Genomic DNA, 26,956 nt, shown 5'->3' with positions numbered 1-26,956 from the left:
GGCTCCCTCTCCCTCCGGGAGAGGGCTGGGGTGGGTAAAGACCGGGTACATCCTTTACGTTTGAGACCGGGGACATGGTTTACAGGTATCAATCATGGTCAGGAGGTGCTGACCATGCCCTGGAATCAAGAGTCCCCGATGGATCAACGAGTGAAATTAGTCAGTGACTGGCTCAGTGGCAGCTACACCAAGAGCCAATTGAGCCGGCGTTATGGGGTCAGCCGGCCAACCGTCGATAAGTGGCTGGATCGGTATGCAGCGCTCGGTGTGGATGGCTTGAAAGAGCAATCCCGCAAGCCTTTGAACTGCCCTCATCAAACCCCGGATGAAATCATCGCCACATTGCTGGCCAAGAAAAACGAGCATCCGGATCGAGGTCCCAAACAGATCATTGATCGCCTGCGAAAGTCCGATCCACAGATCCCATGGCCGGCCGCGAGCACTGCTGGTGAGTGGTTGAAGAAGGCTGGCTTGGTCATTGCGCGGCGCCCTTATCCTTTGCGCCCGCGTGCTCCGACGCATTTACGCCCGGCCGATGAACCCAACCAGACCTGGTGTGCCGACTTCAAAGGGCAGTTCAGGATGCAGGACGGCAATTGGTGCTATCCGCTGACCATTACCGATCAGATGAGCCGCTATCTGCTGCTCTGCCGGGCGCTGCCCGGCACGCACAGCGAGCCGACGCGACAGGGATTCGAATGGGCTTTCCGGGAGTTTGGATTGCCGGACGTAATCCGCACAGATAACGGGGCGCCTTTCGCATCGACCGGTTTGGCGCGGCTGTCGAAGCTGTCCGTCTGGTTCATCAGGCATGGCATCCATATCGAGACAATCACACCAGGGCGTCCTGACCAGAACGGTCGACACGAACGGATGCACCGCACCCTCAAAGCAGCGGTACTGCGAACACCTGCGGAAAATCTCGTACGCCAGCAGCTGGCCTTTGAAGAGTTCGTTCAGGACTTCAACCATGATCGACCACACACCGCACTGGGCATGAAACCGCCGGCTTCCGTATACAGACCTTCGTTGCGCCCGTATCCGGGCTACTTGCCCGCGGTCGAATATGGCCCTGAGGTTGAGGTACGCAAGGTTCGTTCGAACGGCGAGTTCAAGTGGAAGGGGCAACGAATGTTTTTGGGCGAGGCGCTGATCGGCGAGGACATCGCGCTGAAGGAAGTGGCTGATGACGTGTGGGAGCTGTACCTTTGCAACTTCTGTTTAGGCAGGCTTGAGCGCGGTGCCAACCGCGTATCAAGCCTGTAAAAGGTGTAAACGATGTCCCCGGTCTAATGTGTAAAGGATGTACCGGTCTCTACAGTGAGGGGTTGCTCTGCATCCTCACCGCCGACCTGTCAGGCAATCAGCCCTGCCACTTCCCACCCTCAACAATCACGCTCTCGGGCTTGGTGTCATCACTCAGCTCTTTACGCACATATTGGTCATACAGCTTGAGCAGATATTTCTCCTCACCAAGCTTGGCCAGTTCAGTATTCACCCAGTCGCGCAATTCGATATTGCCCTTCTTCACCGCCGGGGCAATCGGCGCTTCGGCGCCAAGTTTTTCGTCCAGCACGCGGTAGCCCGGGTTCTGCTTGGCCCAGCTGAACAGCACCAGATTGTCCTGCGCGTAGGCATCGCCACGGCCGTTGGCCAGGGCTTGCAGGGACTCGGAGTTTTTCTCGAACTTCAGCAGTTTCCAGTCCGGGTGGTTCTTGGTCAGCCAGATATCGGCGGTGGTGCCGGTGGTGACGATGGTGGTGCGGGTCGCCAGGTCATCCAGCTTTTTCACCTCGCTGCCTTGGGGCACCAGCGCCTGCACCGCGACCTTGAGGTTCGGGTTGGTGAATTCCACCGCTTCCTTGCGCTCCGGGGTCACGGTCATGTTGGCGAGGATCAGGTCGACCTTGTCGCTTTGCAGGAACGGAATGCGGCTCGCCGGTTCCACGGCCACGAACTCGACCTTGTTTTCATCGCCCAGCAGATCCTTGGCGAATTGACGACCGATGTCGGTATCGAAGCCGACATAGCGTCCCGCTTCGTTGACGAAACCGAACGGCGGCTTGTCGGTGAACACGCCGACGATCAGTTTGTCGCGGGCCTTGATCTTGTCCAGGTAACCGGCCGGCGCGGTGCTTTCGCTGGCGACTTTCGGCTTGGCCGGTTCTTCGGTCTTGTTGCAGCCGGCCAGCAGCGCGAGGCTGATCAGCGGTAAAGCAAATAAGGCTTTGGCAGTTTTCATGGCAGTTCCAGTTCCTTGGTTTGAGACGTTGTGGGCGAAGTCGTTGAAGTCAGCGCTTCGACGTAGGAGAACTTCTCCAGGAACTGCTGCGCGCGTGCGGTTTGCGGGTTCGTAAAGAAAAGCTCGGGCGGGTTCTGCTCAAGGATGCGCCCGCCATCCATGAACACGATGCGATCGGCCACCGCGCGGGCGAAGGCCATTTCGTGGGTGACGATCAACAGGGTCATGCCTTCGCGGGCCAGGCCCTGAATCACTTCCAGCACTTCCTTGACCATCTCCGGATCAAGGGCGGCGGTGACTTCGTCGAAGAGCATGACCCGCGGGTTCATGCACAACGAGCGGACGATGGCGATGCGTTGCTGCTGGCCGCCGGAGAGCTGGCGCGGGAAGGAGTCGCGCTTGTCCGCCAGGCCGACGCGCGCGAGCAACGCTTCGGCTTGTTGCTGTGCTTCGCGGCGTTCGCGTTTCTGCACTTTGAGCGGGCCGAGCAGCAAATTGTCGAGCACGCTCATGTGCGGGAACAGGTGATAACTCTGGAACACCATGCCGATCTGCTGACGCACTTCGCGCCAGTCGGTGGCCTTGTCCAGCAATTCACGGCCGGCGAACTTCAGGTGACCGCTGTGGGCGGTTTCCAGACCGTTGAGGCAGCGCAGCAAGGTGCTTTTGCCGCAGCCGCTGGGGCCGAGGATGACGATGACTTCGCCGGACTTCACTTGCAGGTCGATGCCCTTGAGCACCTGCTGTTCGCCGAAGAATTTGTTGAAACCCTGAAACTCGATCAATGCGCTCATGCTTGCGTCCAGCGCCGCTCCAGCACGCGCGAGGCGGCCGACAGCGGGTAGCAGATGAAAAAGAAAAACAGAAACAGCGCGCCGTAGATCAGCACCGATTCGTAGGTGCGCTCGATGATCTGCTGGCCGACCTTGATCACATCCACCACACCGATCAGCACCGCCAGCGAACTGGTCTTGATGATCCGCGTGTAGACGTTGATGGTCGGTGGCGTCATGCGTTTCAGCGCCTGGGGCAGCAGCACGTAACCGTAGAGTTGCGCCGCGTTCAGACCGATCGACAGCCCCGCTTCACGCTGCCCGCGCGGCAACGAATGCAACGCACCGCGCGCCACTTCGCCAACCTCGCTGGCGCCCCACAGCGACAGCACCAGCACCGCACACCAGAAGCTCGGCAGGCTCAGCCCGAAGAAAATCGGCAGGCCGAAAAACAGCAGGTACAACCAGACCAGCACCGGGATCGCCCGGAACAGCTCCAGATAGATCCGCAGCAGCGCGTTCAGCCACGTCACGTTGAGCGTGCGCAGCACGCCGTAGAGCACGCCGCCGACGGTGCTGATGGCGATACTGAGGAACGAGATCGACAGGGTTTGCCCGGCGCCTTTGGCCAGTTGCGGCAACGACACCCAGAGCAGTTCAAGACCCGAACTGGCCATGCTGGAGCCTCCTTTCCAGACGGCTCAACAGCAGCGACAGCGGCAGGAACAGCAGCACGCAGATCAGCGTCAGCACGGCGAGCATTTCGTAGGTCTTGTAGTAGAGCGCGATGTAGCTTTTGGTGGTGTAGAGAATTTCCGGCACCGCCACTGCCGAGACCACGGTGGTCTCCTTGAGCAGGAAAATGAAATTGGCGAACAGCGACGGCAGGCTGAGGATCCCCGCTTGCGGCAGGATCACGTAACGCAGCAACTGACCGTGGGACAGGCCGATTGAGCGGCCCGATTCAAGCTGCGCCTGAGGCACCGCATCGACACCGGCGCGCAGCACTTCGGTGAGGTAGGCCCCGCCGAGAAACGTCATGGTGATGATCGCGGCGCTGAAGCCGGAAACCTTGATCCCCAGGGCCGGCAACGCGAAGTAGACGAAGAACAGCTGGATCAGCAGCGGCGTGTTGCGCGCCAGTTCCACATACAGCCCGACCAGTTTTTGCAGGTAGGGCGTGCGGAACACCAGAATCGTTGCATTGAGCAGCGCCACCAGCAGCGAGGTGCCAATGGCGATCAAACCGACCTGCAGCGTCACGCCCACGGCCTTGAGAAACGCCGGCAGGGTGCTGAGGATAAATGCGTAATCGAAGGTCATGAAACATCCTGACGCCGCTCGGTAAGCGACGGTGGTGCAGTCCATGGACAGCGGGTAACTGTCCGGCAGGCACCGACTTTAAAGGTATAAGAAAAAGAATTTAAATACCGTTAAAGCATATTGATATCACGCAAAAAACTATCCTGCGGGTTTGCCCCGACAGAATAAGAAGGCTATTTTTCCTTTCGCTGTAGGACGGATCTTTTTTTCGTAAAAGCCCTCCAAGGACGAACAGCTTTTGGCCAGACTCCCCCGGCCAACCCCATAACAAGGAAGAGAACATGGACGTAAAAGTGCCGCAGCGACCGGACCCGCAGGATTTCGTGAAATGGCTGGTGGCTTTGCGCAGGGCGCTGAAAACCAGCGCTGCCTGAGTTATCCACACGCAAAAAAAACGCCGATGACCATCGCTAATCATCGGCGTTTTTTTTCAACCTTGAAGGGGGTTGCTGTTGCGTCGGATCAGAACGCCGGCAGTACCGCGCCGTTGTACTTCTTCTCGATGAACGCTTTGACTTCAGGGCTGGTCAGGGCAGCGGCCAGTTTCTTGATGGCGTCGCTGTTCTTGTTGTCTTCACGGGCAACCAGGAAGTTCACGTAAGGCGAATCAGCACCTTCGATCACCAGGGCGTCCTTGGTCGGGTTCAGCTTGGCTTCCAGCGCGTAGTTGGTGTTGATCATGTCCAGATCGACTTCTTTCAGAACGCGCGGCAGCAGGGCCGACTCCAGTTCCTTGAACTTGAAGTTGTGCGGGTTCTTGGCGATGTCTTTTGGCGTGGCCAAGGCATTCTTCGGATCTTTCAGCTCGATCAGGCCAGCCTTCTGCAGCAGGATCAGTGCACGACCGCTGTTGCTGCCTTCGTTCGGAATGGCGATGGTGGCGCCGTCCGGCAGTTCGGCCAGGGTCTTGTGCTTGCTCGAGTAGCCACCGAACGGTTCAACGTGAACGCCTTGCACGGTCACCAGGTACTTGGCCTTGTCGTCCTTGTATTTGCCGGCGTTGAAGCTGTCCAGGTAAGGCTTGGTCTGGAAGTAGTTGGCGTCCAGACGCTTCTCGCCAACCTGTACGTTCGGCTGTACGTAGTCGGTGAAGACCTTGATTTCCAGATCCACGCCTTCTTTGGCGAGGGTCGGCTTGATCAGTTCGAGGATCTCGGCGTGCGGTACGGGCGTCGCAGCAACCACCAGTTTCTCGCCGGCCTGGGCCAGGGAAGCAGTCAGAGCAGCCGCCAATGCGGTAAACAACAGAACCTTTTTCATGCAGTGTCCTTATCGAAAATCACGGTCGTCATCGACGACGGCATTAATACGTGTGCCAGCGATGTGCTACTGCTGGCGTGAAGCGGACAATACCGGGATTTTTTATTCCCGGACAATAACGTTTATTCAGCTTCATATTCCATTTTGTTCATGTTGAACAAAATGGTTACAACGCCTCGCTCAGGCTCAACAGCAATTCTTTCAATGCCTTACGTTCGTCGACGGTGCCGTTGAGGCTGACGCTCGCCACCTGACGCTCGATCTGAACCTGCGGCCCAGACACCTCGGGCAGGTTCAGGTGCTCCGGCAGGATTTCGTCGCCGGTGCTCACCAGCAGCGCAAAATGAATGACGTTTTCCAGCTCCCGGGTGTTGCCCGGCCAACTGTGCTGTTCCAGCACCTGCTGCGCCGCTTCGCTGATTAAAGGCACCGGCAGATCCAGACGCTGGCTGTAAATGCCGAGGAAGTACTCGGCCAACGACAGAATGTCGCCGACCCGCGCGCGCAATGCCGGAAGTTCCAGATGTCCTTCGCTGAGATAGTGATAAAGCCGCTCGTGGAATTTCCCCGCCGCCACCGCTTGCGCCAGATCGATGCTGGTCGCAGCGACCAGCCGCACGTCCACCGGACTCGGTTGATGCGCACCGACGCGGGTGACTTCGTGATTTTCCAGTGCGGATAGCAACTTGATCTGGATCGGCAGCGGCAGGTCGCCGATCTCGTCCAGGTACAAGGTGCCGCCGTTGGCCGAACCGAACCAGCCGGCGCGACTGCTGGCCGATCCGCTGTAGCTGCCGGCGGCGTAGCCGAACAATTCGGCATCGGCGTAGGTCGGGCTGATCGCCCCGCAATTGACCGAGACAAACAAGCCGCTGCGATCACTGGCGCGGTGGATGTGGCGGGCGAGCAATTCCTTGCCGGTGCCGGTCTCGCCGCGAATCAACACCGAGATCGAGCGCGGTGCGAGCTGCGCCATTTCCTCGCGCAACTGGCGCGAGCGTGGATCGACGAACACCAGCGCCTTGGCGCGAATACTCAGGGGACTTTTTTCCGCATCGGGAAAGGTCAGCAACGGCTGGCCGAAGGTTTCAAAACTCATGGCAGACTCCCGCCCCAAATCGCCGGGAGACGGGGGCGTTGAAAAAATAAAAGTGGTCAGGCACGGCGCCGGGCGTGGTGTTCCATGCGGTTTTGCAGGCGATACAGATAAGCGAATCCCTGCTCCCAGCGTTGATGCCCGGACTTCACGTTGATATGGCCGGCACCTGCGAGAATCCCCGCCTCGGCGCCCCAGTTGCGCGCCAGTTCCAGCGCACGCGGCGCACTGACGGCGGCGTCGTTGTCGGAGCTGACGACCTGGCTCGGGAACGGCAGCAGATCGGTCGGGATCGGTGCGAAATTGCGCAGTGCCGGCACGCACGCCGGACGCTCGACATCTGCCGGCGCAACCAGCAGCGCCCCCCGCACCTGACGCAAATGATGCAGTGGCGCGGTGGCCGCCCAGTGCGCCACGGTGATGCAGCCCAGGCTGTGAGCAATGAGAATCACCGGCGAGCTGTCGGCGGCAATCGCCTCGGCCAGCGCCGCGACCCAGTCTTCACGACGCGGCGTCAGCCAGTCGGCCTGCTCCACCCGCGCGCTGTTGGGCAGGCTGTTCTGCCAGTGGGTTTGCCAATGATCTTCTGGCGATCCTTGCCAGCCCGGCACAATCAGATAACGGATTGATTCGTTGCGCATGGGGGAGCTCTCCTGCGTCGTGTCTGTTCCTGAACGAGTATAGGGACGGGATATATATTCGTTAAGGAATAAGAAGCTATTTATTAAGACCTGAAAAGCATATTAAGCATTCGGCAAAAAAAGGGGCCGCACCCTGCCAAGGAGACGGCCCCGGAAAAACGTGAAACCCTTATCGTGCAGTGATCACCGACAGCTTGGTGATGCCCGCCCGCTCAATCGAAGCCATGGCTCGCGCCACTTCGCCGTAATTCACCCCGTCGTCGGCCTGCAATTGCACGCGCACTTCCGGGTCCTTGGCCTTGGCCGACTTGAGGTTGAACTCCAGCAGGTCCGGCTGGATTTCGTCCTTGTTGATAAACAGTTTTCCAGCACCGTCGATGCTCACCACCAACGGGTCTTTCTGCTCGACCGGCGCCACCGCTTCGGTTTTCGGCAGGTTGATCGGTATCGCGTTGGTCAAAAGCGGCGCGGTGACGATGAACACCACCAACAGCACCAGCATCACGTCCACCAGCGGCGTCACGTTGATCTCGCTCAGCACCTCGTCGCTGTCTTGCGTGGAGAAGGCCATATCAGGACGCCTCCTTCACTTTTGTTGCGTTGCCCTGGGCCGCAGCCTTGTGCGCGGTCGGGTGGATCAGTACGCGGAACGAGCTCTTTTGCGCCAGGCTGTAGAAGTCGTGGGCAAAGTCGTCCAGGTCCGCCGCCGTCAGTTTCAGACGACGCAAAAAGTAGTTGTAAACCAGCACCGCCGGCACCGCGACCGCGATCCCCACCCCGGTGGCGACCAGCGCTGCACCGATGGGCCCTGCGACCGTTTCCAGGCTCGCCGAACCTGCCGCGCTGATGCCTTTCAACGCTTCCATGATTCCCCACACCGTGCCGAACAGACCAATGAACGGCGAGGTGCTGCCAATACTCGCGACCACCGCCAGACCGGTTTCCAGCGAACGGCGCTCGCGGACGATCTGCTGGCGCAAGGCACGTTCGAGGCGATCCTGATGATTGATCGCCTGGCTCAGGTCATTGGCCTGCGGCGCCTCGCCCACTTGTATCGCCGCATAACCGGCCTGTGCCACCCGCGCTGCCGCGCCGGGCTGGGTTTCGCTCAACTCGGCGGCGGAGTCCAGACTCGACGCCGCCCAGAAGCGTTTGTGAAATTTTCGGTCCTGCGCCTTCAACCGGCCGAACTGCAAAGCCTTGAGCAATGCCAGGCCCCAAGTGGCGACAGAGAAGACCACCAGCAGCCAGATCACCGCGCTTTCGATGGATTCCAGTGGAGATGCCAGTAACGTCATGATGTGTTCCCTCGTGTGTGGGAGCCGAGCTTGCTCGCGATGACGGTTACAGACACACCGCGAGAATAAAGCCGGCTGATTACCAATTAATGAATCTTGAAATCGATGGGTACGCTGACCCAGCCGTCCTGGGCGACATCACCCTGCTTCGCCGGCACGAAGCTCCAGCGCTTCACGGCGTCCAGCGCCGCGTCGTCGAGCTGTTGCCGGCCACTGCTTTTCTGAATCTGGATCTCGCCCGGTTTGCCGCTGGCCAACACGTGCACCCGCAACAACACCGTGCCTTCCCAACCGCGACGCTGGGCCAGCGACGGATACTCCGGCGCCGGGTTCTTCAGGTACGCGGCGTTGGCCGAGGCCGGCGTCACCGGAGCAGGCGCCGGTGGTGCAGGTGGCGCGGGCGCGGCGACCGGGGCTGCCGGTTGTGGCGGAGCCGGTGGTTGCTCGACGGCTTTTGGCGCCGGTTTCGGTACGGGTTTGGCGACCGGTTTCGGTTTGGGAATCGGCTTCGGTTTTGGTGGCGGCTTGGTTGCCAGTTCGTCTTCCACTGGCGGCGGTGGCTCGACCACAGGTGCCGGTGGCGGCGGTACAACCACAGGTGGTGCCGGGGGTGCCGGGCGCGAAAACTCGATGGTCATCGGTGGAATTTCCGGCGGCACGATCGGCAGCGCCGGTGTCGGATGCTGGTTGATCCAGTAGATCACCGCGCCATGCACCACCAGCGCCAGAACGCCGAGCAGAATCGTTTCGCGGCGGCTCAGAATGCCCTTGGGCGCGCGCTGCAAACGCAGCTGCCCCAACGGCACGCGATGGGGCCGGCCGAGATCGACCAACTCGCCGCTCGGCGCCTGGCGCCACAGCACCTCCTGTGCACTGGCGGCGGTCTGGACATTGCCCATTGATTTACTCCCTGCGGTCTCTTTGCGTTTTTTCGCGTAGCCGATTCGCCGCTTGTTGAATCCCCCACGGCGTGATCGATGGGTCAATCATTGGGCTAGACGCTTATCTCCGAAAGTAATCTTTCATGTTATGAATAGATGTTTATGGAATATACGAAACAGTCATTTCCGCCAAGGCCACGGCCTGCAAGGCTTTCAGCGATTCGCCGGAATCGACATGCTTTCCCGGCATAAAAAGTATTCATCCAAGGCATCGGGTTATCGGTGACCCGGGATTCAGTGACAACTAATACCAAGTTGATAGTTGACGAACTTTTTAAAAGGCAAACAAAAAGGCCGATGCATGTTTAATGCATCGGCCTTCGATTTACGGAATTTCTTATTGCTTCAGAAACTCACCACCCAAGTTCACAACTTCACCATCGAAGTTCACGCGGGAGCCGGTAGCCCGGAGTTTCGCGTAGTTGTGATCAGGCGAAAACAGCGTCCAGGTCTGATAACCACTATTTCCGTTCTGAGCCAGCACCGCGATTGTGGTCGGGTTGCCGGTGCTGTTCTGGAAGTGGTAGTTCCCGTAACGGATGTCGTAATTCACGCCACCCTGGCTGAGGGTGCCGCTGAAGCTGCCATTGGAATCATTACCGTCGGTGATAACCAGCTTGGCGCCAGAGTTGGCATTCACATAAGTGCCATTAATGCTCGACATAACGAGATTTCCTTTATCGTTGGATAAGTGTCTTCCGATGAGAGCAAGTTTCCTCCTGGAAACTCACGACACTCAGGATGGTTGGACATTCATTTATTGTCCACGCGACTTTTCAACGAAATTGCTATATGTACTATTCATGTCGCTCATAACTTATTTCGATTCGGAAGACTCTTAATAACTAACGACTGGCGTTAGTTTGTTGCACACCAATGGCCGGCGCAATCACTGCCGTCTCCGAACGCGGCGTTCCTGCCGGCACCCAGTCATAACTCACAGGAAGGGCTCGATAGACCCAGTTGCTGATCGCGTCACTGCCCGGTGCCTTGCCCAGATAAGGGCTGACGTATTCCCAGACGTTTTCACCACTGGCGGTCACCTGGAAAAACCGCCCGTTCATGCCTTCGTCGATCAGCGTGTTGCTGTTGGGCAAGCGCCTCGCGCTGCTGATGAACGAGCTGTAGAACGCCCACCCCGGCTGCTTCGAATTCGCCGCGCTGTACTGCCAGACGATTTCATTTTTCACCGGGTCGATCTCCAGCACCCGCGAACCGGAAATCAGCCCCAGCGTGACGTTCGGGTAACCCGCCGAACCCTGGTTGTCGAACACCAGCAGATTGCCCGCGCCGGGCAGTCCGGCCGGGATGATGTGCGCGTCATGCTGGCCGACGAACTGGTCCACCGGGCGCGGGATTTTCTGCGCGGTTTTCGGATTGGCCAGCGGCAGATTCGGCCCCAGGCGCCAGACCACCTTGCCGCTGTGTTTGTCGATGATCGCGATGAAGTTGGCGTTGCGCGAATCGATCAGCAGGTTGTCCGGGTTGAAGCGCTTGTCGCCGGCATCGAACCACTTGTTCGGCCCGACCAGGCTGAGGTTGTTGATGTGCAGATAATCCGGATTTTCACTGGCGCGAACCAGCTTCAACTGCTCGGTGGTGAAGCCGAATTCGTTCAAGTGATCCGACGCCAGCCACTGCCATTTCACCTCGCCGGCGGGGCTGACTTCATAGATCGCATCGTCAATCACCTCGGGCACTTTGAAGCCTTTGACCTTGTGCACCTTGTTCGCCAGCACCACGGTGTTGCCGTTGCTCAGGCGACGCTGATCGTGATGCTGTTGCGCCGCACCACCGGGGGCCTTGTCGCCCCATTGCCAGACGACTTTGCCATTCCAGTCCAGCTCGCCGACGCTCTGATTGCCGAGGCCGTTGCCGGCGGAACCGAGCTTGCCCGGATCCTTTTCGCTCAGTTGCAGCAACACATGGCCACGCTCGCCACCCACCAGTTGCGGGTCGATGATCGCCGACGGGAAACCGGCCTGAGGCCAGTTCTTGACCTCGTTGCCGTTCATGTCGATCAGGTGCGTCTGCTTGTCGGCACCGCTGAAGATCACATATTGATTGAAGGCCTTGGCCGGGTCGTAACGGGTGACGCCGGTGGGGTAGACGCTGGGTGCGGCGAGCGCCCCGACACTGAGCACTGCGCCGGACAACAACGCCGGTAAAGCGATTTTGATGCGCAACATGATGCAGCTCCTTGAAGGATCGATCAGAAGTCGTAGCGACCGGTGACGCCGAGGGTGCGCGGCGTTCCGAGCAAACCTTCATAGCCGCCGTTGCCGCCGGTCCACAGGGTCGTGTAGTAGGTTTTGTCGAAGGCGTTTTTCAGCCACAGCGAGATGTCCCACTGACCCTGGTTGAAATCGCCGCGCAGGCCGGTGGAGAGATTGACCACCGCATAGCTCGGGATCTGGCCATAGTCGGAATCTTCGACCGTGCCCACCGCTTTGGAGCGGAACGCGTAGCTGCCGGTGACGTAAGGCTGCAGGCCGTTATCCAGATTCCATTCGTACTTGCCGTTGGCGTTGCCGATCCACTTCGAGGCGCCGACCACCTGATGGCCGCTGAGGTCGCAAGAGGCCGGAGCACCCGGTGCCTGGCTGACTTCCGGCGGGCACGGCGCGTCCTTGTACGAGAGGTAACTGACGTCGTTGTACGAGCCGTTGAAGTTCAGCGTCAGGCCGCGCAACGGGATCACGGTGCTCTCGAACTCCACGCCGCGCGAGCGCACCGAACCGGCGTTGGTCAGGTATTGCACACGGTTGACGTCGTCGTAGGCGTTGGTCTGGTAAGCGTTGACCTGAGTCCAGAACACGTTGGCGTTGAGCTGCAAACGGCGATCCCACAGCGTGCTCTTGAAACCGAGTTCGGCGTTGTTGGCGCGCTCGGTACCGATAAGCAACGAGTCGGCACCAGCGGTCGGGGCCGAGCCGACCACAAGGTTGACCCCACCGGATTTTTCACCGTGAGACAAGGTGGCGTAGCCGAGCAGATCATCGGTGAAGCGATAGCTGAGGTTGAGCAATCCGGATGGGCTGGAGCTGTACTGGTTCAGGTCGCCGGAATCGTAGGCGCCAGTCCGGCCGCGTCGCGCGGTGGCGGCGGCACCCGTGACAGCAGCACCACCAACCGGCGCGTCGCGATTGACCCAGGCGTTCTTCTCTTCATAGGTGCCACGCACCCCGGCGGTGAAATCCAGACGCGGGGTCAGATGCCAGGTGCCTTGGGCGAACAGAGCGAAGCTGTCGGTCTTGATATGGCCACGGCCGACGCTGTTGACGTTGGCCAGCGCGCCCCGTGGCGTGCCGTTCCAGATGTCTGCCTGCGGGCCGTAATAGGCGAAGGATTTGTTGTCCAGGTCCGAGCCGAAATAGTAGGCACCGAGGACGTAATCGAAGAACTCGCCCTTGGGCGAGGCGAGACGAAATTCCTGGGAATACTGTTTGTCCTCCACCGACACCCCGGCGTTGTAGGTTGCCGGCACGTTGAGGCCATCATCGTTGCGCGGGGTGAAATTCCAGAAGCGGTAGGAGCTGACCGAGGTCAGGGTGAAGTCGCTCGGCAGGGTCCAGTTGGCCTCCACCGACGTGCCGCCCTGATGCACGGTGACGTGCTGGTCATTGTCCAGATTGACCTTGCGGTGCGAGCCGTTGACCAGCGTCGCGCCGGCAGCGGCGGCGCGGGCCGAGTAGAGATTGACGCCATTGATGGTCGGCCCGGTGTTGTACAGCACGCGGGTGCCGGCGCTGGAATCCTCTTCGTTGTAATCACCGATCCAGCGCAGGTTGAAGTTTTCGTTGGGCTTGAACAGCAACTGCGCACGGAAGCCGTCGCGGGAACCGCCGTTCAGATCATGGCCGTTGAATTCGTTCTTGATGTCGCCGTCGCTACGAGTGCGATAGGCCGACAAACGCCCGGCCAGCACATCGTTGAGCGGCCCGGAAATCGTGCCCTTGGTCTGGAAATAACCGTCCTCGCCGACCGAGGTTTCGATGCTGCGCTCCGGGGTGAAACTCGGCGCGCGGGTGCTGATGTTGATCACGCCGGCGGTGGTGTTCTTGCCGAACAACGTCCCCTGCGGCCCGCGCAGGACTTCGAGCTGCTCGATGTCCATCAGATCGAACACCGCCATCCCCGGACGGCCCAGATAAACGTTGTCGATGTACAGCCCGACGCTGCCTTCCAGACCATCGCTGGCCGGGTTGTTGCCCAGGCCCCGGATCGACACGCTGGACTGGCGCGCATGCATGTAGGCGACGTTGACGCTGGGCACCAGTTGCTGCAGATCCTGAATCCGGTAGACCCTTTGCGTCTCCAGAGTCTGGCCGCTGACCACGCTCATGGGCGTCGGCACGTCCTGAGAACTTTCTTCTCGACGGCGGGTGGTGACGGTCACGGTTTCCAGTTGCGAAGTGGCGGTCGCGGTCTTGCCGGCCGGTGCCGGCACAGGGGTTTGCGTTTCAGCGGCGTAGCCGTGGGTCCAGCTGGCACTCCCCGCCAGCAACAGGGCCAGAGGCAGACGTTTGAGCCGTCGTGGCGGCGGCGGTGAAGCGAGGTTCAACGGACTCATGGGGCTGCTCCTGGTCAAAAAACACGCAGACATCTTCCATGTCGCATATTCTTTTAAGTTATTTATTTATGTTTTTACAAAGATTTACTGCATAAGAGATTGCCTTTATAAGGAGTCGACCTAATGCATATCCAATGCATTTCCCGGATATTTTTTATGTGAAAAATGCATATCGACTTGCGCCAACTCAGACACTTCATCGCCCTCGCCGAACAACGCAGCTTCGTCGCCGGCGCGCAGGCGGTGAACCTGTCGCAGTCAGCGTTCAGCCGCAGCATTCAGGCGCTGGAGCACAGCGTCGGTTGCCAATTGGTGGATCGCGGGCGCAAGGAATTGCCGCCGACCAAACAGGGCCAGGTGCTGCTTGAACATGCGCGGCGACTGGTCAGCGGTGCGCAGCAGATGGCCAACGAGATCAGCCAGTTCAACGGGCTGGAGGCGGGGGAATTGCGCTTCGGTTGCGGCCCGGCGCCGGCGGCAGGATTGATCCCGCGAGCGATCGGCAGCTTCATCGGCCGCTACCCGAAAGCACGGGTGCATTACCAGGTCGATGACTGGCAAAGCCTGAGCAAAAGGCTGCTGAGCGAAGAGTTCGAATTCTTCGTTGCCGACACTCGGCACTTCGAGGCAGATCCGGATTATCTGACCCACCGGTTGCGACCGCGCAAATGGCATTTCTGCTGTCGCGCCGGGCATCCGCTGGCCGCATCGGATCGGGTCACCGCCGAGCAATTGATGAGTTATCCGCTGGCCGTGAGCATTCGCCCGCCGAATCTGCGCAAGGTCATCGTCGACCTCAGTGGTCGCCCGGATTTCGTTCCGAACGTGGAGTGCGAGAACAGCGCCAGCCTGCTCGGCGTGGTGCTGCGCTCCGATGCGATCGGCATCGTCGGTGCCTATTCGGATGCACTGCATCAAGCGCGGGGTGAACTGGTGTGCTTGAAGGTCGAAGGGTTGGCGGATGATCTGGAGGAGCTTTACACCCGTTACGGAATTGTCAGCCGCGCCGGGTATCGGCTGTCGCCGTTGGCCGAGGCGATGATCGAGCAGATCAAGGCGATCGATGCGGTGGATGAGGAGGTGTGCTCACTGGCGAACCTCGCCGTCTGAGCCCATGCGTTTCATGCATGGCAAGCATTCCCCGAATGCACTTGCCGAACACCCTCGCCGAAAGCGAAAAACCTCGCCTGTCTTTCTGACTGGTGAACCCCATGTCCAACCCGCAAAACCCCGTGCGCAACGTGCTGTACATCATGTGCGATCAGCTGCGCCGCGATTACCTGTCGTGCTACGGCCACCCGCACCTGCACACCCCGAACATTGATCGCCTGGCCGCCGCCGGCGTGCGCTTCAGCCGCGCCTATACACAGGGCACGATCTGCGGACCGTCGCGGATGTCGGCCTACACCGGGCGCTATGTCAGCAGCCATCAGGTGGCGTGGAACGCCGTGCCGCTGCCGCTGGAAGAACTGACCATCGGCGATTACCTGAGACCCCACGGCATTCGTACTGCGCTGGTCGGCAAGACCCACGCCACGGCCAACGTGGATGCCTTGCAGCGGTTGGCGATCAACCCTGAAAGCGCCCAGGCCGAAGTGCTGAACGAAGTCGGCTTCGAGCCGTACTTTCGTCACGACGGCATCTTCCCCGACGACCCGCTGTTCGATGACAAACGCGAATCCGCGCCATACACCCATTACTTGCGCGAGCAGGGTTTCGAAGGGCGTAACCCCTGGCACGACTGGGCCAACGCGGCCGAAGGCGACAACGGCGAAATCCTCAGCGGCTGGAAAATGCGCAATGCCCATTTGCCGGCGCGAATTCCCGAGCAACATTCAGAGACTGTCTACACTACAAATCGAGCCATCGACTTCATCGGTGAGCAAGGTGAAAAACCATGGTTTTTACACCTGTCCTTTATCAAACCCCACTGGCCCTACATCGTACCGGCGCCGTACCACACTTTGTACAGTACGAAATCGATTCTCGAACCGGTACGTAATGCCTCTACCAGCGACCACCCCGTCTATCAGGCCTTTCGCCAGCATGAGGAAAGCCTGAATTTCTCCAAAGATCCGGTACGACTGAACGTGGTCCCGACGTACATGGGCCTGGTCAAACAGGTCGATGATCAGTTGGGGCGGCTCTTCGATTTCCTGCAAAGCAACGGCCGCTGGGAGGACACGCTGATCGTGTTCACCAGCGATCACGGCGACTTCCTGGGCGATCACTGGCTGGGCGAGAAGGAGTTTTTGCTGGAGCAGGCGGTGGGTGTGCCATTGATCGTGCGCGACCCGCGCGCAGCGGCGGATGTCACCCGGGGCACGGTGGATGAACGCCTGGCGGAAACCATCGACGGCGTGCCGACCTTTCTCGAAGCGCTGGGCGTGACGGGCGCCGAGCATCGCCTGGAAGGTCGCTCGCTGATTCCGCTGCTGCACGGTGAAAACCCGGACTGGCGCCGCTATGCGATCAGCGAATACGACTACGCCTTCCAGGCCCCGGCGCGGGAGCGACTGGGCCAGCCGATCGACCGTTGCCGCATGACCATGGTGCGCAGCGAGCGCTGGAAATACCTGGCGTATGACGGCTTCCGGCCGCAGCTTTTCGATCTGTTGAATGATCCGCAGGAGCTGCAGGATCTGGGCGCGGACCCGGCGTATGCGGCGGTGCGCGAGGAGCATGCGGGGTATCTGTTCGAGTGGGTGCGCGGGCTGAAGCGGCGCACGACGATCAGTCATCAGGAGATTGATTTGCGCGGGCAGCGGTTTCGTTATGGGGAGCCGGAGACCGAGAAGATGGTGCAGATCGGCGTTTGGTGACAGTGATCGCTCCCCCCGCCGAGGTGCTGATCGTTCCCACGCTCCGCGTGGGAACGATCATCTTCTGCTCTTACTCGCGCCCTTTGATGGTCTGGCTACGCTGCCCATTCGCCCCGACCGGCACTTCCCCTTTGAGCGTCACCCGACGCACCACCCGATCCTGAGTGCCGTAATCATCAATCGCATAATGCTGCGTCGAACGGTTATCCCAGATCGCCACATCACCGGCCTTCCAGCGCCAGCGCACGACGTTCTCCTGGCGGATCACATGACTTTGCAGCAAGCCGAACAGGTGCGCCGAATCGGCCTGGGAATAACCCTTGATGCGCTTGACGAAATGCCCCAGCAGCAGGCTCTTTTCGCCGCTGATCGGGTGCACACGCACCACCGGGTGCTCGGTCTCGTAGACGGTCGAGGTGAAGATCTTGCGATAGCGCTCAAGCTTTTCCGCCGACACGTCCGGCTTCACGGCGGCGTAGTCATATTCGTTGCTGTGCACGGCCACCAGTTTGTCTGCCAGCTCACGCAATTCAGTCGGCAGTTCGTTGTACGCGGTCGCGGTGTTCGCCCACAGCGTGTCGCCACCGAACGCCGGGGCCACCACCGAGCGCAGGATCGAGGCTTTCGGGTAGGCATCGACGAAGGTCACGTCGGTGTGCCACGAGTTGGCGCGCTGCCCTTCGGCGCCGTCCAGTTCCAGCAGATAGCGGGTGCCCTCGCGGGATGGCACGGTCGGGTGCGCTACGGGCTCGCCGAGCAGATGCGCGAAGGCTTCCTGACGTTGATCGTCGAGCTGGGTCTGCTCGCGAAAGAACACCACCTTGTACTGGATCAGCGCCTGTTGAATGGCTTCAACCGTCGCGGCATCCAGCTCACCGGACAGCTGCACGCCACGGATTTCGGCGCCGATACGGCCGGCCACCGGATGAATGTCCAGCGTGTGGACAGCGGGTTTTACAGCGAGTGCGGCATTGCTCATAGGTAGACCCTCATCGACTGCTTGCGGTTGGACGGCAGCGAAACAACGCTCTATCTATATTCCATTTACATCTAATAGATATTCACATGCTTCGTTGACGGAATAAGAGCTTGCATTTAAAACCTCAAGCAACCTCGTCGCAAATGCCTTCGAGCTATTTTTAGGATGCCGGAAAAGCATATGGATCTTCGCCAGTTGCGCTACTTCATCGCCCTCAACGAACACCGCAGTTTTGTCCGCGCAGCCGACGCCATGGGCATCACTCAACCGGCATTCAGCCGCAGCATCCAAGGGCTGGAGCAGGAGTTCGGCTGCGTGCTGGTGGATCGCGGCAACAAGGATCTGCGCCCGACACCCGAAGGCCAAGTGGTGCTGCAACACGCCCTGACCCTGGTGCAGGGCGCGGCGTTGCTCAGCGCCGAAGTGACGCAGATGACCAAGCTCGACGCCGGCGAACTGCATTTCGGTTGCGGCCCGGCGCCGGCGGTGAAACTGGTGCCGGACGCGGTGGCGCAATTCATCAATGCGCACCCGAAAGTGCGCACCTGTTTTCAGGTGGATAACTGGGAAAAACTCAGCCGCGCCCTGAGCCGCGAGGAGATCGAATTCTTCATTGCCGACATCCGCCATTTCGAGTCCGACCCGAACTTCCAGACCCAGCCGCTGACGCCCAAGCGCGGGGTGTTTTTCTGCCGGCCGGGGCATCCGCTGCTGGCCAAGGAAAGCCTGTCGACCAACGACATGTTCGACTACCCGCTGGCGACCACGCTGATCCCGCCGGGCATTCGCAAACTGCTGGCGAATCTCAGCGGCCGGATCGACTTTTCGCCGACCATCGAGACCGAGCACTTTCCGGCGCTGGTGAAAGTGGTGCTGCAATCCAACGCGATTGGTGTCGGCACTGAAGAGGCGTTTGTCGAGGACATCGCCCAAGGCTCGCTGGCGCTGCTGCACTGGCGCAATCTGCCGCAGAACCTGGAGAGCATGAATGCACGGTGCGGGATCGTCAGCCGCACGGGATTCCGGCTGTCACCGGCGGCGCGGGCGATGATCGAGACGCTGGTGGCAGTGGATAAACAGGCGATCAGCGTCGCGGTTTGAGGGTCATTCCCACGCTCTGCGCGGGAATGACCGCAAGATTCAGAGCTTCGCAGCCGCCAGCTCAGGCGCCACCCACTCGTTCACCTTGAACGGCTTGCGGATCAGCTTCTGCTGCGCCGCCAGATCCACCTTGCCCTGCAGGTTTTCGAGGAACAGCGGATCCAGTGTCGACGGGAACACTTCGCTCAGATTCTGATCCTTCAGATCCTGGGTGAGGATCACTGGCGGATAACTAGCCAGTCCCGACACAAGCTGCACGTAAGCGTCCTTGTTGCTGTCCTGAGTCAACCACTCCACCGCCTGCTGCTGCGCCTTGAGCAGCTTCGCCACGGCTTCCGGATGCCCGTCGACAAACTTGCCGGTGCCCACCAGCACCGACTGCACACTGCCGGCGCCACCGAGATCCTTGGTGTTAAGCGGCAACTCGGCCAAGCCTTTGGCCTGCAATGCAGTCAACCCGGAACTGCCCCACGACGCATCGATCTGCTTCGCCGCCAGCGCCGCAACCGCTGCGTTGAAATCGAGGTTGATCACCTTCACGTCCTTCTCGCTCAGGCCCACGCTGGCCAGCGCCGCATCGAACGACAACTGGGTCGCGGTGCCGCGAAAGATCGCCACGCGCTTGCCTTTGAGATCCTGCAGCGTCTTGATCCCCGAACCCGGCACCACGCCGAGGTATTGCTTCACACCCCGGGCGCTGGCGCTGAGCAGGCGCGTATCGAGACCGTTGGACTTGCCGATGATGGCCGCCAGATCTCCGAGATAGGCCAGATCCACCTGACCGTTGGCGAACGCCTCGTTGATCACAGGTCCGGCGCCCTTGAAGAAGCTCCACTGAATCTTGATGCCCTGATCGGCGAAAGCCTTTTCGAAAATCTGCTGATCACGCAGCACGTCCACGATGCCCCCGCCGCTGTGTTGAGTACCCGCGCTCAGATCAGGCACGGCAATCCTGATTTCCTTGAGCTCGTCGGCCTGGGCAGAGAACGCCAGCAGACCCGCCAGCGCCGGCGCGGCAAACAGACTGATGACACGTTTGAAGGGAAGGTTCATGGGTGCGGCTCCTGATCACGGCGGGCATTGAGGAGCCGAAAGTAGGCGCAATCCGTATCAGCGCTTAAATACTTAAAAAGCACATTTTTATAGCTTTTCAAGCTAAGCCAGCAAAGTCGGGACATGCAGAGCCGTATGCATGGAGAGCATCGAAAATATTCTTCGAATGCATTGGATGCGCGCAGGGCTGGAGGCCTTAAATGGCGCTGCTTATCTCCAAAATGATTATTTTCTAACTCACTTATAACAATTGGTTTTTAGCTAATTCCGCTGACTCGATCCAACCCGACAACGGAGGTCACCCATGGCCCGTGAATCCCTGCTCAGCCTGCCACTGGCCGCACCGCCGTTGAAAAGCCGGCGCACCTGGCCAAGCCTGAGCCACCGCGTTTTACCCTGGATATTACCGCTCGGACTGTTCGCCCTGTGGTGGCTGGCGGCGCGCAATCAATGGATGAGCGAACAGATCCTGCCCGCGCCGTCACTGGTGTGGAGCAGCGCGATCGAACTGTCCCAGGGCGAGTTGTGGAGTCATTTGTGGATCAGCCTGCAACGGTTGTTCTGGGGACTGCTGGCGGGTGTTAGCGCCGGCGCAGTGCTCGGTGCGGCGCTGGGCTTCAGCCGCCGCCTCGAGCGCCTGATCTTCCCGACATTCGCCGGCCTGGCCCAGGTGCCGACGCTGGCGTGGATTCCGTTGTTCATGGTGTTTTTCGGCATCGGCGAAACGCTGAAACTGGTGGTGCTGGTCAAGGCCATCGTGGTGCCGGTAACCCTGCACACGCTGGTCGGCGTGCGTGATGCGCAACCCAAATTGCGTGAAGCCGCCGCTGTTTTACGTTTGCCGCCACGACTGTTGATCCGTCGTCTGGTGCTGCCCGCCGCCCTCCCCGCATTCATGGCCGGCGTACGCTTGGCGCTCGCCGCTGGCTGGACTTCATTGCTTGCCGTCGAGCTGCTGGCCTCCAGCGAAGGCATCGGTTACCTGATGGTCTGGGCGCGACAGCTGTTCATGCTCGACATCGTCTTCGTGTGCATCGTCGTAATCGGCCTGATCGGCGTGGCGATGGATCGCGGCATCGGTCTGCTGGACAAAAAACTGGTGCACTGGCCGCACCCGGCCACGGCAGAAATCCGTCGCGGCCCACGCTACGAAGGCTGGCAACGCGTACAGCCGTGGCTGCTGCCGCTGGCGCTGTTTGCGCTGTGGCAACTGGCGGTCGATCAGCAATGGATCGATGCCAACATTCTGGTCAGTCCGTGGGTGGTGCTTGAGGCGACGAAAAACGGATTGCTCGACGGCACGTTGATCTCGGGCATGGCCCTGAGCCTGGGCCGCACACTAGGTGGTCTGTTGATTGGCGGCGGCCTCGGCCTCGTGCTGGGTTTGCTGCTGGGTCTGTCGCGCACCAGCGAACGCGTGCTCGGCCCGACCCTCGCCGCCCTGCGCCAGATCGCGATTTTCGCCTGGGTGCCGCTGCTCACCGCCTGGTTCGGTCTAGGCGAACTGGCGAAGTGGGTGTTCGTCGCCCTCGCCGCTTTCTTTCCATTGTTTGTCGCGACTCAACGCAGCGTCGCCAACCTCTCGCCACAACTCAACGAAGCCGCGCAGGTCCTGCGCCTGAGCCTCGGCCAGCGCCTGCGTCGACTGGTATTGCCGGGCGCCGCGCCGGGGATTTTCGCCGGCTTGCGCCTGAGCCTGATCTACGCCTGGCTCGGCACCATCGGCGCCGAATACTTCATGCCGTCCAACGGCGGCATCGGCAGCCAGATGATCGGCGCCCAACAACTGCTGCGCATGGACCTGATCATGGCCGGGATGCTCCTGGTCGGCCTCACCGGCGCCCTGCTCAACCTCATTGGCCAACGCCTGGAAATCCGCGCCACCCGCTGGAGACACGCATGAACGCACCGATTGTCAGCTTCAACCATGTAGGCAAATCCTTTGACGTCGACGGTTTCGAACTGGAGGCGATTCGCGAATTCAACCTCGACATCGCCGAGGGCGAATTCGTCGCCATCGTCGGCTCCAGCGGCTGCGGCAAATCCACCCTGCTGCGTTTGCTGGTGGGCCTCGACACGCAGTTTCGCGGGCAGATCACGGTCGATGGCAAAGCCGTCAGCGGCATCGGCGGCGAGCGCGGCATCGTGTTTCAGGAGCACCGTTTGTTCCCGTGGCTGACCGTAGCCGACAACATCGGCCTGGGCCTGGTCAACGAGCCGCTGAGCGCCGCTGAAAAGCAGCAACGCGTCAACGATTTCATCGAACTGGTGGGCCTGCGCGACTTCACCCGCGCCTACCCGCATCAACTCTCCGGCGGCATGGCCCAGCGCGTGGCGATTGCTCGCGGTCTGGTGGCGAGCCCACGGATCCTGTTGCTCGACGAACCCTTCGGCGCCCTCGATGCGCTGACCCGCCAGCAGATGCAGGACGAACTGCTGGCGATTCGCGAGCGGGCAAAGATCACCACGATTCTGGTCACCCACGATGTCGAGGAAGCGATTTTCCTCGCCGACCGCGTGGTGGTGATGGAACCGCGCCCCGGCCGGATCAAACAAGTGGTGGACATCGCCCTGCCCCATCCGCGCCAACGCAGCAGTTTCGACTTCCATCAGTTGCGCGAAGAACTGCTGCACGAGCTGACCAGTGACGACCATTACCAACCGAGCGTGCCGGTACAGATCCGTGATCTGCCGTTGTCGTTCATTGCCTGCTGAACAGGAGCCTGTTGATGCCGCAACGTCCCAACTTTCTGGTGATTCTGGCCGATGACCTCGGCTTCTCCGACATCGGCGCGTTCGGCGGCGAAATCACCACGCCGAACCTCGATGCCCTGGCCAACAATGGCCTGCGCCTGACCGATTTTCACACTGCACCAACCTGCTCGCCGACCCGCTCGATGCTGCTCACCGGCACCGATCACCACATCGCCGGCATCGGCACCATGGCCGAAGCGCTGACCCCGGAGCTTATCGGCAAACCGGGTTACGAAGGCTATCTCAACGATCGTGTCGTCGCGTTGCCGGAGTTGCTGCGCGAGGCCGGTTACCAGACCTTGATGAGCGGCAAATGGCACTTGGGCCTGACTGCCGAACTGGCGCCCCACGCCCGTGGTTTCGAGCGCTCGTTCTCGCTGCTGCCCGGCGCGGCCAACCACTACGGATTCGAACCGACCTACGATGAACACACGCCCGGCCTGCTGAAATCCACCCCGGCGCTGTACATCGAGGACGACACGTTCATCGACGAATTGCCCAAGGATTTCTATTCCTCCGACGCCTTCGGCGACAAGCTGTTGCAGTACCTCAAGGAGCGTGACCAGAGCCGGCCGTTCTTCGCCTATCTGCCGTTTTCCGCGCCGCACTGGCCGTTGCAGGCGCCCGCCGACATCGTCGAAAAATATCGCGGCCGCTACGACGCGGGGCCGGAAGTGCTGCGCCTCGAGCGTCTGGAAAAACTCAAATCGCTGGGGCTGATCGAGCCGGATGTCGAGCCGCATCCGCTGATCCAGCTGACCGCGCAATGGGACGCGCTGAGCGATGAACAAAAACGCATTTCCGCCCGGGCGATGGAGGTCTACGCGGCGATGGTCGAGCGCATGGACTGGAACATCGGCCGCGTCGTCGACTATCTGCGCCAGCAGGGCCAGCTCGACAACACCTTCATCCTGTTCATGTCCGACAACGGTGCCGAAGGCGCGCTGCTGGAGGCCTTCCCGAAATTCGGCCCGGAGCTGGTGACCTATCTGAGCCAGCATTACGACAACAGCCTCGACAACATCGGACGCGCCAACTCCTACGTCTGGTACGGGCCGAACTGGGCGCAGGTGGCCACCGCGCCGTCGCGCCTGTTCAAGGCGTTCACCACCGAGGGCGGGATTCGCGTTCCGGCACTGTTGCACTATCCGCAACTGCCGCTGAAGGGGCAGATCAGCCATGGTTTCGGCACGGTGATGGACATCACGCCGACCATCCTCGATCTGGCTGGCGTGCGCCATCCCGGCAAGCAATGGCACGGCAAACCGGTGGCACAGTTGCGTGGTAAATCGTGGCTGGGCTTTTTGTCTGGCGAGACGGCGCAGGTGCATGACGAACACACCGTTACCGGTTGGGAATTGTTCGGGCGCCGGGCGATTCGGCAGGGGCAGTGGAAGGCGGTGTGGATCCCCGGTCCAGTCGGGCCGGCGACCTGGCAGCTTTACGACCTGGGGAGTGATCCGGGGGAGATTCATGACCTGGCGTCGAGTCAGCCGCAGAAGCTTGAGGCGCTGATCGAGCATTGGCAGCGGTATGTGGAGGAGACCGGGGTGATTTTGAGTGAGTCGCCGTTTCAGCCGGATTGAGGTGGCAAGATCAAGAGCTGCCCTCACCCCAGCCCTCTCCCGGAGGGAGAGGGAGCCTACCGAGGTGTCTTTCGCTATACATCGACCTGAAAAAACCAGTCGACTATGGATTCAGAACAGTTCGTTCACGTCGGCGTACTTCCCCAATATCCCCCAATCAGTCCCCTCTCCCCCCGGGAGAGGGTTAGGGTGAGGGCTGGATCTCCAGCCGAAAACACAAAGTCAGTTCACCTCGATCGCCTTACCCGCCAACCCTTCATTTTCCTTGCGAACAAACCTGTTCGCCCGCCCAAACGTCCCGAAATCGTTGAACCGAACCCCCATCTCCCGCATCACCTTATGCGCCACCGGCACCGTCAACTGGCGAATGTAAAACGGCTCCCTCACCACGAAATGATGAATCCCGTGACTGCTGCCGAAATTGAAGCAGAACGCCTGCAAAGGCCACAGCCACCAAGGATTCAGCACCTGACATTGCTGAAGCACATTACCCGGCTCCACATCCCCGTAGTAATGCATGTTCGAACTGATGAAGTGCAGGCAGAAAGTGCGCAATACGTTCGGGCCAATGATCACCACGGCGGCGATGTCGATCACCTGCATCACCGACAACGTGGTCGCCGACCATTCGATCGGCGAGCCCATCAGGTAGGCGATGCCATTGGCCCCATGGAACCCGAGAAACACATACCACGCCCCCCAATGCACCAGCGCCAGCGGCGCGTAGACCTTCAAAGTGCGTTTGATGATGCTGAACTTGTGCGCCCAGGTCTTGGCCCGCAGCATGCGGATGAACGCCGACATCACGTTGTCGCCGACCATCAGCAACCGCGCGAAACCCCAAGGCTCGCCATTGGTGATCGCCCGTTCTTCCATGTCGGTTTCGGTACCGGACACCTTGTGATGATTGAGGTGCAGATGGCGGCGGATCCACGGGTTGATCGTGCTCGGCCGCGCCAGCCATACCAGGCCCATCATCAGGTTGTGCGGCACGCGCTGTTTGCGGAAATACATGCTGTGGATCAGGTCGTGTTCGAGTTCGTGGGTCAGCGAAGCGAAAAACGCGTTGAGCAACAGGCATACCCACCACGCCAGGTGCCCGCTGATATACAGCGCCGCCGAACCGATCATTCCGGCCAGAGCAAAGGCGAGAATCCCGGCGCCGAGTGCATCCTGATGCTTGAGAATCGGGTAGCGCTCGCGCAGTTCCACGCCCTTGGCCAGCACCACTTCGCGAATATGCGCTGATCGCTGGGCAGCATTGTGTCGCTGGGGACTTGCAGAAGTACGGTCCATGCTTCCATCCTCTGGTTATTGATGTTCGCATCCTGCCCCGCGCGGACTCCAAACGCGGTAGCCGAGAACGCCAACCTGTTGACCGGAAGCGCCAATCAGCATGAAGGAACCGACTTCTCTCGCTAGCTGGACCCGTGCCCTGCGCAAGCAACTCGACGCGCTGGGGCTGGACAGCACTGCCCTGTGTCAGCAGGCCGGGCTCGATCCGCAACTGATGGACGACCCGAACGCCCGCTATCCGTTGTCCGCCACCACGCGTCTGTGGGAAATCGCGGTGCAGGTCAGCGGCGATCCGGCAATCGGCTTGCGGGTGTCGCGGTTCGTCAGCCCCACCACCTTTCACGCACTGGGCTATGCGTTAGTGGCCAGCGGCAGCCTGCGGGAAGTGTTCGAGCGGATCGTGCGTTATCACCAGGTGGTCAGCGACGCGCTGGAACTGGAGCTGACCCGCACCGAAGACCGCTATCGGTTTCGCCTGAAAATTCCGGCCGACAACCCGGCGCCCGCCTTCGAGGCCATCGACGCGTTTGCCGCGATCTACGTGCGCACCTGCCGCAATCGCCTGGGTCGCGACTACGCACCACTGGCGGTGTACCTGCGCCGCCCGGAGCCGGCCGATGCGCATCAGTGGCACAAGGTGTTCCGCTCGCCGGTGCATTTTTCCGCCGAAGAAGACCGCATCGAATTCGCCCTCGCCGACTTCGACAGTCACCTCGACGACGCCAACCCTGAACTGGCCGAGCACAACGAAGCAGTGCTCAAACGCACCCTCGCCCAACTCAAGCCGCTGACCTGGGAGCGCAAGGTGCGCGACGCCATCGAAGAACAACTGCCCGAAGGCGAACCCAGCGCTGAACGCATCGCCCAGGCCCTGCACCTGAGCCTGCGCAGCCTGCAACGGCACCTGGCGGACGAGGGTTGTCGCTTCGACACCCTGCTGAATGAAAGCCGCGAGAACCTCGCGCTGCTGCACCTGCGCGATCCGCAATGCTCGCTGAGCGAGGTCAGTTATCTGTTGGGATTTGCCGATACCAGCAGCTTCAGCCGCGCGTTCAAACGCTGGACCGGGATGACGCCGGGGCAGTTTCGGGATCAGTTGCGCTGAAGGGGTTGGAATTTGTTCTGAATCGACCAGCCTCTTCGCGGGCAAGCCCGCTCCCACAAGGATTGGGGCGTACAAAAATCCGCGTCACACCTCGACTACTGTGGGAGCGGGCT

24 protein-coding genes are annotated in these 26,956 nt (G+C 60.5%); 8 read left to right on the top strand and 16 right to left on the bottom strand.

All coding sequences use genetic code 11. The features are described 5' to 3' along the window. Nucleotides 1-1,266 (top strand): integrase core domain-containing protein (locus GQX66_RS03950; protein WP_240866614.1); only part of this gene is annotated, 1,266 nt, incomplete at its 5' end. 97 nt (nucleotides 1,267-1,363) lie between these two features. Here the strand turns inward: GQX66_RS03950 and GQX66_RS03945 are convergent. The 13 genes from GQX66_RS03945 to GQX66_RS03885 all read right to left on the bottom strand — a co-directional run bounded on the left by GQX66_RS03945 (nucleotide 1,364) and on the right by GQX66_RS03885 (nucleotide 14,147). Then, nucleotides 1,364-2,242, bottom strand: coding sequence for a transporter substrate-binding domain-containing protein (locus GQX66_RS03945; protein ID WP_007952765.1), 879 nt, complete (start codon nucleotides 2,240-2,242; stop codon nucleotides 1,364-1,366). Next, nucleotides 2,239-3,036, bottom strand: a complete 798-nt coding sequence (locus GQX66_RS03940) for an amino acid ABC transporter ATP-binding protein (protein ID WP_085746318.1) — start codon at nucleotides 3,034-3,036, stop codon at nucleotides 2,239-2,241. The genes GQX66_RS03945 and GQX66_RS03940 overlap by 4 nt, the downstream gene beginning before the upstream one ends. Next, nucleotides 3,033-3,692 (bottom strand): amino acid ABC transporter permease, encoded by a 660-nt coding sequence (locus GQX66_RS03935; RefSeq protein ID WP_007952770.1) that lies wholly within the window; start codon nucleotides 3,690-3,692, stop codon nucleotides 3,033-3,035. Before GQX66_RS03935 ends, GQX66_RS03940 begins: the two co-directional genes overlap by 4 nt. Next, on the bottom strand, nucleotides 3,673-4,338 hold the full coding sequence (locus GQX66_RS03930; RefSeq protein ID WP_074689410.1) for an amino acid ABC transporter permease: 666 nt from the start codon (nucleotides 4,336-4,338) through the stop codon (nucleotides 3,673-3,675). Before GQX66_RS03930 ends, GQX66_RS03935 begins: the two co-directional genes overlap by 20 nt. Before the next feature lie 462 nt (nucleotides 4,339-4,800). Next, nucleotides 4,801-5,598, bottom strand: coding sequence for a MetQ/NlpA family ABC transporter substrate-binding protein (locus tag GQX66_RS03925; RefSeq protein WP_240866611.1), 798 nt, complete (start codon nucleotides 5,596-5,598; stop codon nucleotides 4,801-4,803). A 166-nt stretch (nucleotides 5,599-5,764) separates the two neighbouring features. Then, entirely contained in the window at nucleotides 5,765-6,697 is a 933-nt protein-coding gene (locus tag GQX66_RS03920; protein WP_039764514.1) for a sigma 54-interacting transcriptional regulator, read from the bottom strand. Nucleotides 6,698-6,753: 56 nt separating this feature from the next. Continuing rightward, nucleotides 6,754-7,335 carry an alpha/beta hydrolase gene (locus GQX66_RS03915; RefSeq protein WP_007952774.1) on the bottom strand — a complete coding sequence of 194 codons (582 nt, stop codon included), beginning with the start codon at nucleotides 7,333-7,335 and terminating at the stop codon, nucleotides 6,754-6,756. A 169-nt stretch (nucleotides 7,336-7,504) separates the two neighbouring features. Next, nucleotides 7,505-7,906: a biopolymer transporter ExbD gene (locus GQX66_RS03910; protein WP_003220570.1), complete on the bottom strand. Its 402-nt coding sequence runs from the start codon at nucleotides 7,904-7,906 to the stop codon at nucleotides 7,505-7,507. Between the two features lies 1 nt (nucleotide 7,907). Next, nucleotides 7,908-8,633 carry a MotA/TolQ/ExbB proton channel family protein gene (locus GQX66_RS03905; protein ID WP_007952775.1) on the bottom strand — a complete coding sequence of 242 codons (726 nt, stop codon included), beginning with the start codon at nucleotides 8,631-8,633 and terminating at the stop codon, nucleotides 7,908-7,910. Between the two features lie 86 nt (nucleotides 8,634-8,719). After that, nucleotides 8,720-9,532 carry an energy transducer TonB gene (locus tag GQX66_RS03900; protein WP_041475106.1) on the bottom strand — a complete coding sequence of 271 codons (813 nt, stop codon included), beginning with the start codon at nucleotides 9,530-9,532 and terminating at the stop codon, nucleotides 8,720-8,722. Nucleotides 9,533-9,911: 379 nt separating this feature from the next. Continuing rightward, nucleotides 9,912-10,238: a hypothetical protein gene (locus GQX66_RS03895; protein ID WP_039764506.1), complete on the bottom strand. Its 327-nt coding sequence runs from the start codon at nucleotides 10,236-10,238 to the stop codon at nucleotides 9,912-9,914. A 181-nt stretch (nucleotides 10,239-10,419) separates the two neighbouring features. Continuing rightward, nucleotides 10,420-11,763: an aryl-sulfate sulfotransferase gene (locus GQX66_RS03890; protein ID WP_240866609.1), complete on the bottom strand. Its 1,344-nt coding sequence runs from the start codon at nucleotides 11,761-11,763 to the stop codon at nucleotides 10,420-10,422. Nucleotides 11,764-11,786: 23 nt separating this feature from the next. After that, entirely contained in the window at nucleotides 11,787-14,147 is a 2,361-nt protein-coding gene (locus GQX66_RS03885) for a TonB-dependent receptor (protein ID WP_240866594.1), read from the bottom strand. Between the two features lie 165 nt (nucleotides 14,148-14,312). Between GQX66_RS03885 and GQX66_RS03880 the strand changes: the two genes are divergently transcribed. Next, the gene (locus tag GQX66_RS03880; protein WP_039764502.1) at nucleotides 14,313-15,257 is read left to right on the top strand and encodes a LysR family transcriptional regulator; all 945 of its coding nucleotides are present in this window, start codon (nucleotides 14,313-14,315) and stop codon (nucleotides 15,255-15,257) included. A 101-nt stretch (nucleotides 15,258-15,358) separates the two neighbouring features. After that, complete coding sequence (locus GQX66_RS03875) at nucleotides 15,359-16,969, top strand: alkaline phosphatase family protein (RefSeq protein WP_240866592.1); 1,611 nt, start codon at nucleotides 15,359-15,361, stop codon at nucleotides 16,967-16,969. 70 nt (nucleotides 16,970-17,039) lie between these two features. On the opposite strand, the gene GQX66_RS03870 is transcribed toward GQX66_RS03875, so the two are convergent. Continuing rightward, nucleotides 17,040-17,948, bottom strand: a complete 909-nt coding sequence (locus GQX66_RS03870) for a TauD/TfdA family dioxygenase (protein ID WP_074689402.1) — start codon at nucleotides 17,946-17,948, stop codon at nucleotides 17,040-17,042. A gap of 180 nt (nucleotides 17,949-18,128) precedes the next feature. Between GQX66_RS03870 and GQX66_RS03865 the strand changes: the two genes are divergently transcribed. Continuing rightward, a complete protein-coding gene (locus GQX66_RS03865; protein ID WP_041475105.1) occupies nucleotides 18,129-19,049 on the top strand; it encodes a LysR family transcriptional regulator in 921 nt (306 codons plus the stop codon). A gap of 39 nt (nucleotides 19,050-19,088) precedes the next feature. Here GQX66_RS03865 and GQX66_RS03860 read toward each other — a convergent pair whose 3' ends face one another. Next, entirely contained in the window at nucleotides 19,089-20,102 is a 1,014-nt protein-coding gene (locus GQX66_RS03860; RefSeq protein WP_011331920.1) for an ABC transporter substrate-binding protein, read from the bottom strand. Nucleotides 20,103-20,406: 304 nt separating this feature from the next. Here GQX66_RS03860 and GQX66_RS03855 point away from each other — a divergent pair, with 304 nt between their 5' ends. The 3 genes from GQX66_RS03855 to GQX66_RS03845 are packed head-to-tail and all read left to right on the top strand — an operon-like array spanning nucleotide 20,407 to nucleotide 24,442. After that, a complete protein-coding gene (locus tag GQX66_RS03855; protein WP_240866589.1) occupies nucleotides 20,407-22,005 on the top strand; it encodes an ABC transporter permease in 1,599 nt (532 codons plus the stop codon). Further along, nucleotides 22,002-22,817 carry an ABC transporter ATP-binding protein gene (locus tag GQX66_RS03850; protein WP_240866585.1) on the top strand — a complete coding sequence of 272 codons (816 nt, stop codon included), beginning with the start codon at nucleotides 22,002-22,004 and terminating at the stop codon, nucleotides 22,815-22,817. The genes GQX66_RS03855 and GQX66_RS03850 overlap by 4 nt, the downstream gene beginning before the upstream one ends. A 14-nt stretch (nucleotides 22,818-22,831) precedes the next feature. Next, a complete protein-coding gene (locus GQX66_RS03845; protein ID WP_240866582.1) occupies nucleotides 22,832-24,442 on the top strand; it encodes an arylsulfatase in 1,611 nt (536 codons plus the stop codon). A gap of 222 nt (nucleotides 24,443-24,664) precedes the next feature. Here the strand turns inward: GQX66_RS03845 and GQX66_RS03840 are convergent, their stop codons facing one another. Further along, nucleotides 24,665-25,738, bottom strand: a complete 1,074-nt coding sequence (locus tag GQX66_RS03840) for a fatty acid desaturase (protein ID WP_129973823.1) — start codon at nucleotides 25,736-25,738, stop codon at nucleotides 24,665-24,667. Nucleotides 25,739-25,838: 100 nt separating this feature from the next. Here GQX66_RS03840 and GQX66_RS03835 point away from each other — a divergent pair, with 100 nt between their 5' ends. Then, nucleotides 25,839-26,843 (top strand): AraC family transcriptional regulator, encoded by a 1,005-nt coding sequence (locus GQX66_RS03835; protein ID WP_129973824.1) that lies wholly within the window; start codon nucleotides 25,839-25,841, stop codon nucleotides 26,841-26,843. The last annotated feature ends 113 nt before the right edge of the window (nucleotides 26,844-26,956 follow it).

The organism is Pseudomonas sp. B707 (assembly GCF_022496685.1).
Taxonomy (GTDB): domain Bacteria; phylum Pseudomonadota; class Gammaproteobacteria; order Pseudomonadales; family Pseudomonadaceae; genus Aquipseudomonas; species Aquipseudomonas paraglycinae.
Note: the sequence above shows the minus strand (reverse complement) of the source record. Positions and strands in the feature narration are given on the sequence as shown.

Coding starts and splice junctions, on each gene's coding strand:
- GQX66_RS03850 (WP_240866585.1), top strand. CDS start 22,002: ATGAACGCACCGATTGTCAGCTTCAACCATGTAGGCAAATCCTTTGAC.
- GQX66_RS03865 (WP_041475105.1), top strand. CDS start 18,129: ATGGATCTTCGCCAGTTGCGCTACTTCATCGCCCTCAACGAACACCGC.
- GQX66_RS03840 (WP_129973823.1), bottom strand. CDS start 25,738: ATGGACCGTACTTCTGCAAGTCCCCAGCGACACAATGCTGCCCAGCGA.
- GQX66_RS03875 (WP_240866592.1), top strand. CDS start 15,359: ATGTCCAACCCGCAAAACCCCGTGCGCAACGTGCTGTACATCATGTGC.
- GQX66_RS03890 (WP_240866609.1), bottom strand. CDS start 11,763: ATGTTGCGCATCAAAATCGCTTTACCGGCGTTGTTGTCCGGCGCAGTG.
- GQX66_RS03895 (WP_039764506.1), bottom strand. CDS start 10,238: ATGTCGAGCATTAATGGCACTTATGTGAATGCCAACTCTGGCGCCAAG.
- GQX66_RS03855 (WP_240866589.1), top strand. CDS start 20,407: ATGGCCCGTGAATCCCTGCTCAGCCTGCCACTGGCCGCACCGCCGTTG.
- GQX66_RS03880 (WP_039764502.1), top strand. CDS start 14,313: ATGCATATCGACTTGCGCCAACTCAGACACTTCATCGCCCTCGCCGAA.
- GQX66_RS03870 (WP_074689402.1), bottom strand. CDS start 17,948: ATGAGCAATGCCGCACTCGCTGTAAAACCCGCTGTCCACACGCTGGAC.
- GQX66_RS03930 (WP_074689410.1), bottom strand. CDS start 4,338: ATGACCTTCGATTACGCATTTATCCTCAGCACCCTGCCGGCGTTTCTC.
- GQX66_RS03900 (WP_041475106.1), bottom strand. CDS start 9,532: ATGGGCAATGTCCAGACCGCCGCCAGTGCACAGGAGGTGCTGTGGCGC.
- GQX66_RS03835 (WP_129973824.1), top strand. CDS start 25,839: ATGAAGGAACCGACTTCTCTCGCTAGCTGGACCCGTGCCCTGCGCAAG.
- GQX66_RS03910 (WP_003220570.1), bottom strand. CDS start 7,906: ATGGCCTTCTCCACGCAAGACAGCGACGAGGTGCTGAGCGAGATCAAC.
- GQX66_RS03920 (WP_039764514.1), bottom strand. CDS start 6,697: ATGAGTTTTGAAACCTTCGGCCAGCCGTTGCTGACCTTTCCCGATGCG.
- GQX66_RS03945 (WP_007952765.1), bottom strand. CDS start 2,242: ATGAAAACTGCCAAAGCCTTATTTGCTTTACCGCTGATCAGCCTCGCG.
- GQX66_RS03935 (WP_007952770.1), bottom strand. CDS start 3,692: ATGGCCAGTTCGGGTCTTGAACTGCTCTGGGTGTCGTTGCCGCAACTG.
- GQX66_RS03925 (WP_240866611.1), bottom strand. CDS start 5,598: ATGAAAAAGGTTCTGTTGTTTACCGCATTGGCGGCTGCTCTGACTGCT.
- GQX66_RS03915 (WP_007952774.1), bottom strand. CDS start 7,335: ATGCGCAACGAATCAATCCGTTATCTGATTGTGCCGGGCTGGCAAGGA.
- GQX66_RS03860 (WP_011331920.1), bottom strand. CDS start 20,102: ATGAACCTTCCCTTCAAACGTGTCATCAGTCTGTTTGCCGCGCCGGCG.
- GQX66_RS03885 (WP_240866594.1), bottom strand. CDS start 14,147: ATGAGTCCGTTGAACCTCGCTTCACCGCCGCCGCCACGACGGCTCAAA.
- GQX66_RS03940 (WP_085746318.1), bottom strand. CDS start 3,036: ATGAGCGCATTGATCGAGTTTCAGGGTTTCAACAAATTCTTCGGCGAA.
- GQX66_RS03905 (WP_007952775.1), bottom strand. CDS start 8,633: ATGACGTTACTGGCATCTCCACTGGAATCCATCGAAAGCGCGGTGATC.
- GQX66_RS03845 (WP_240866582.1), top strand. CDS start 22,832: ATGCCGCAACGTCCCAACTTTCTGGTGATTCTGGCCGATGACCTCGGC.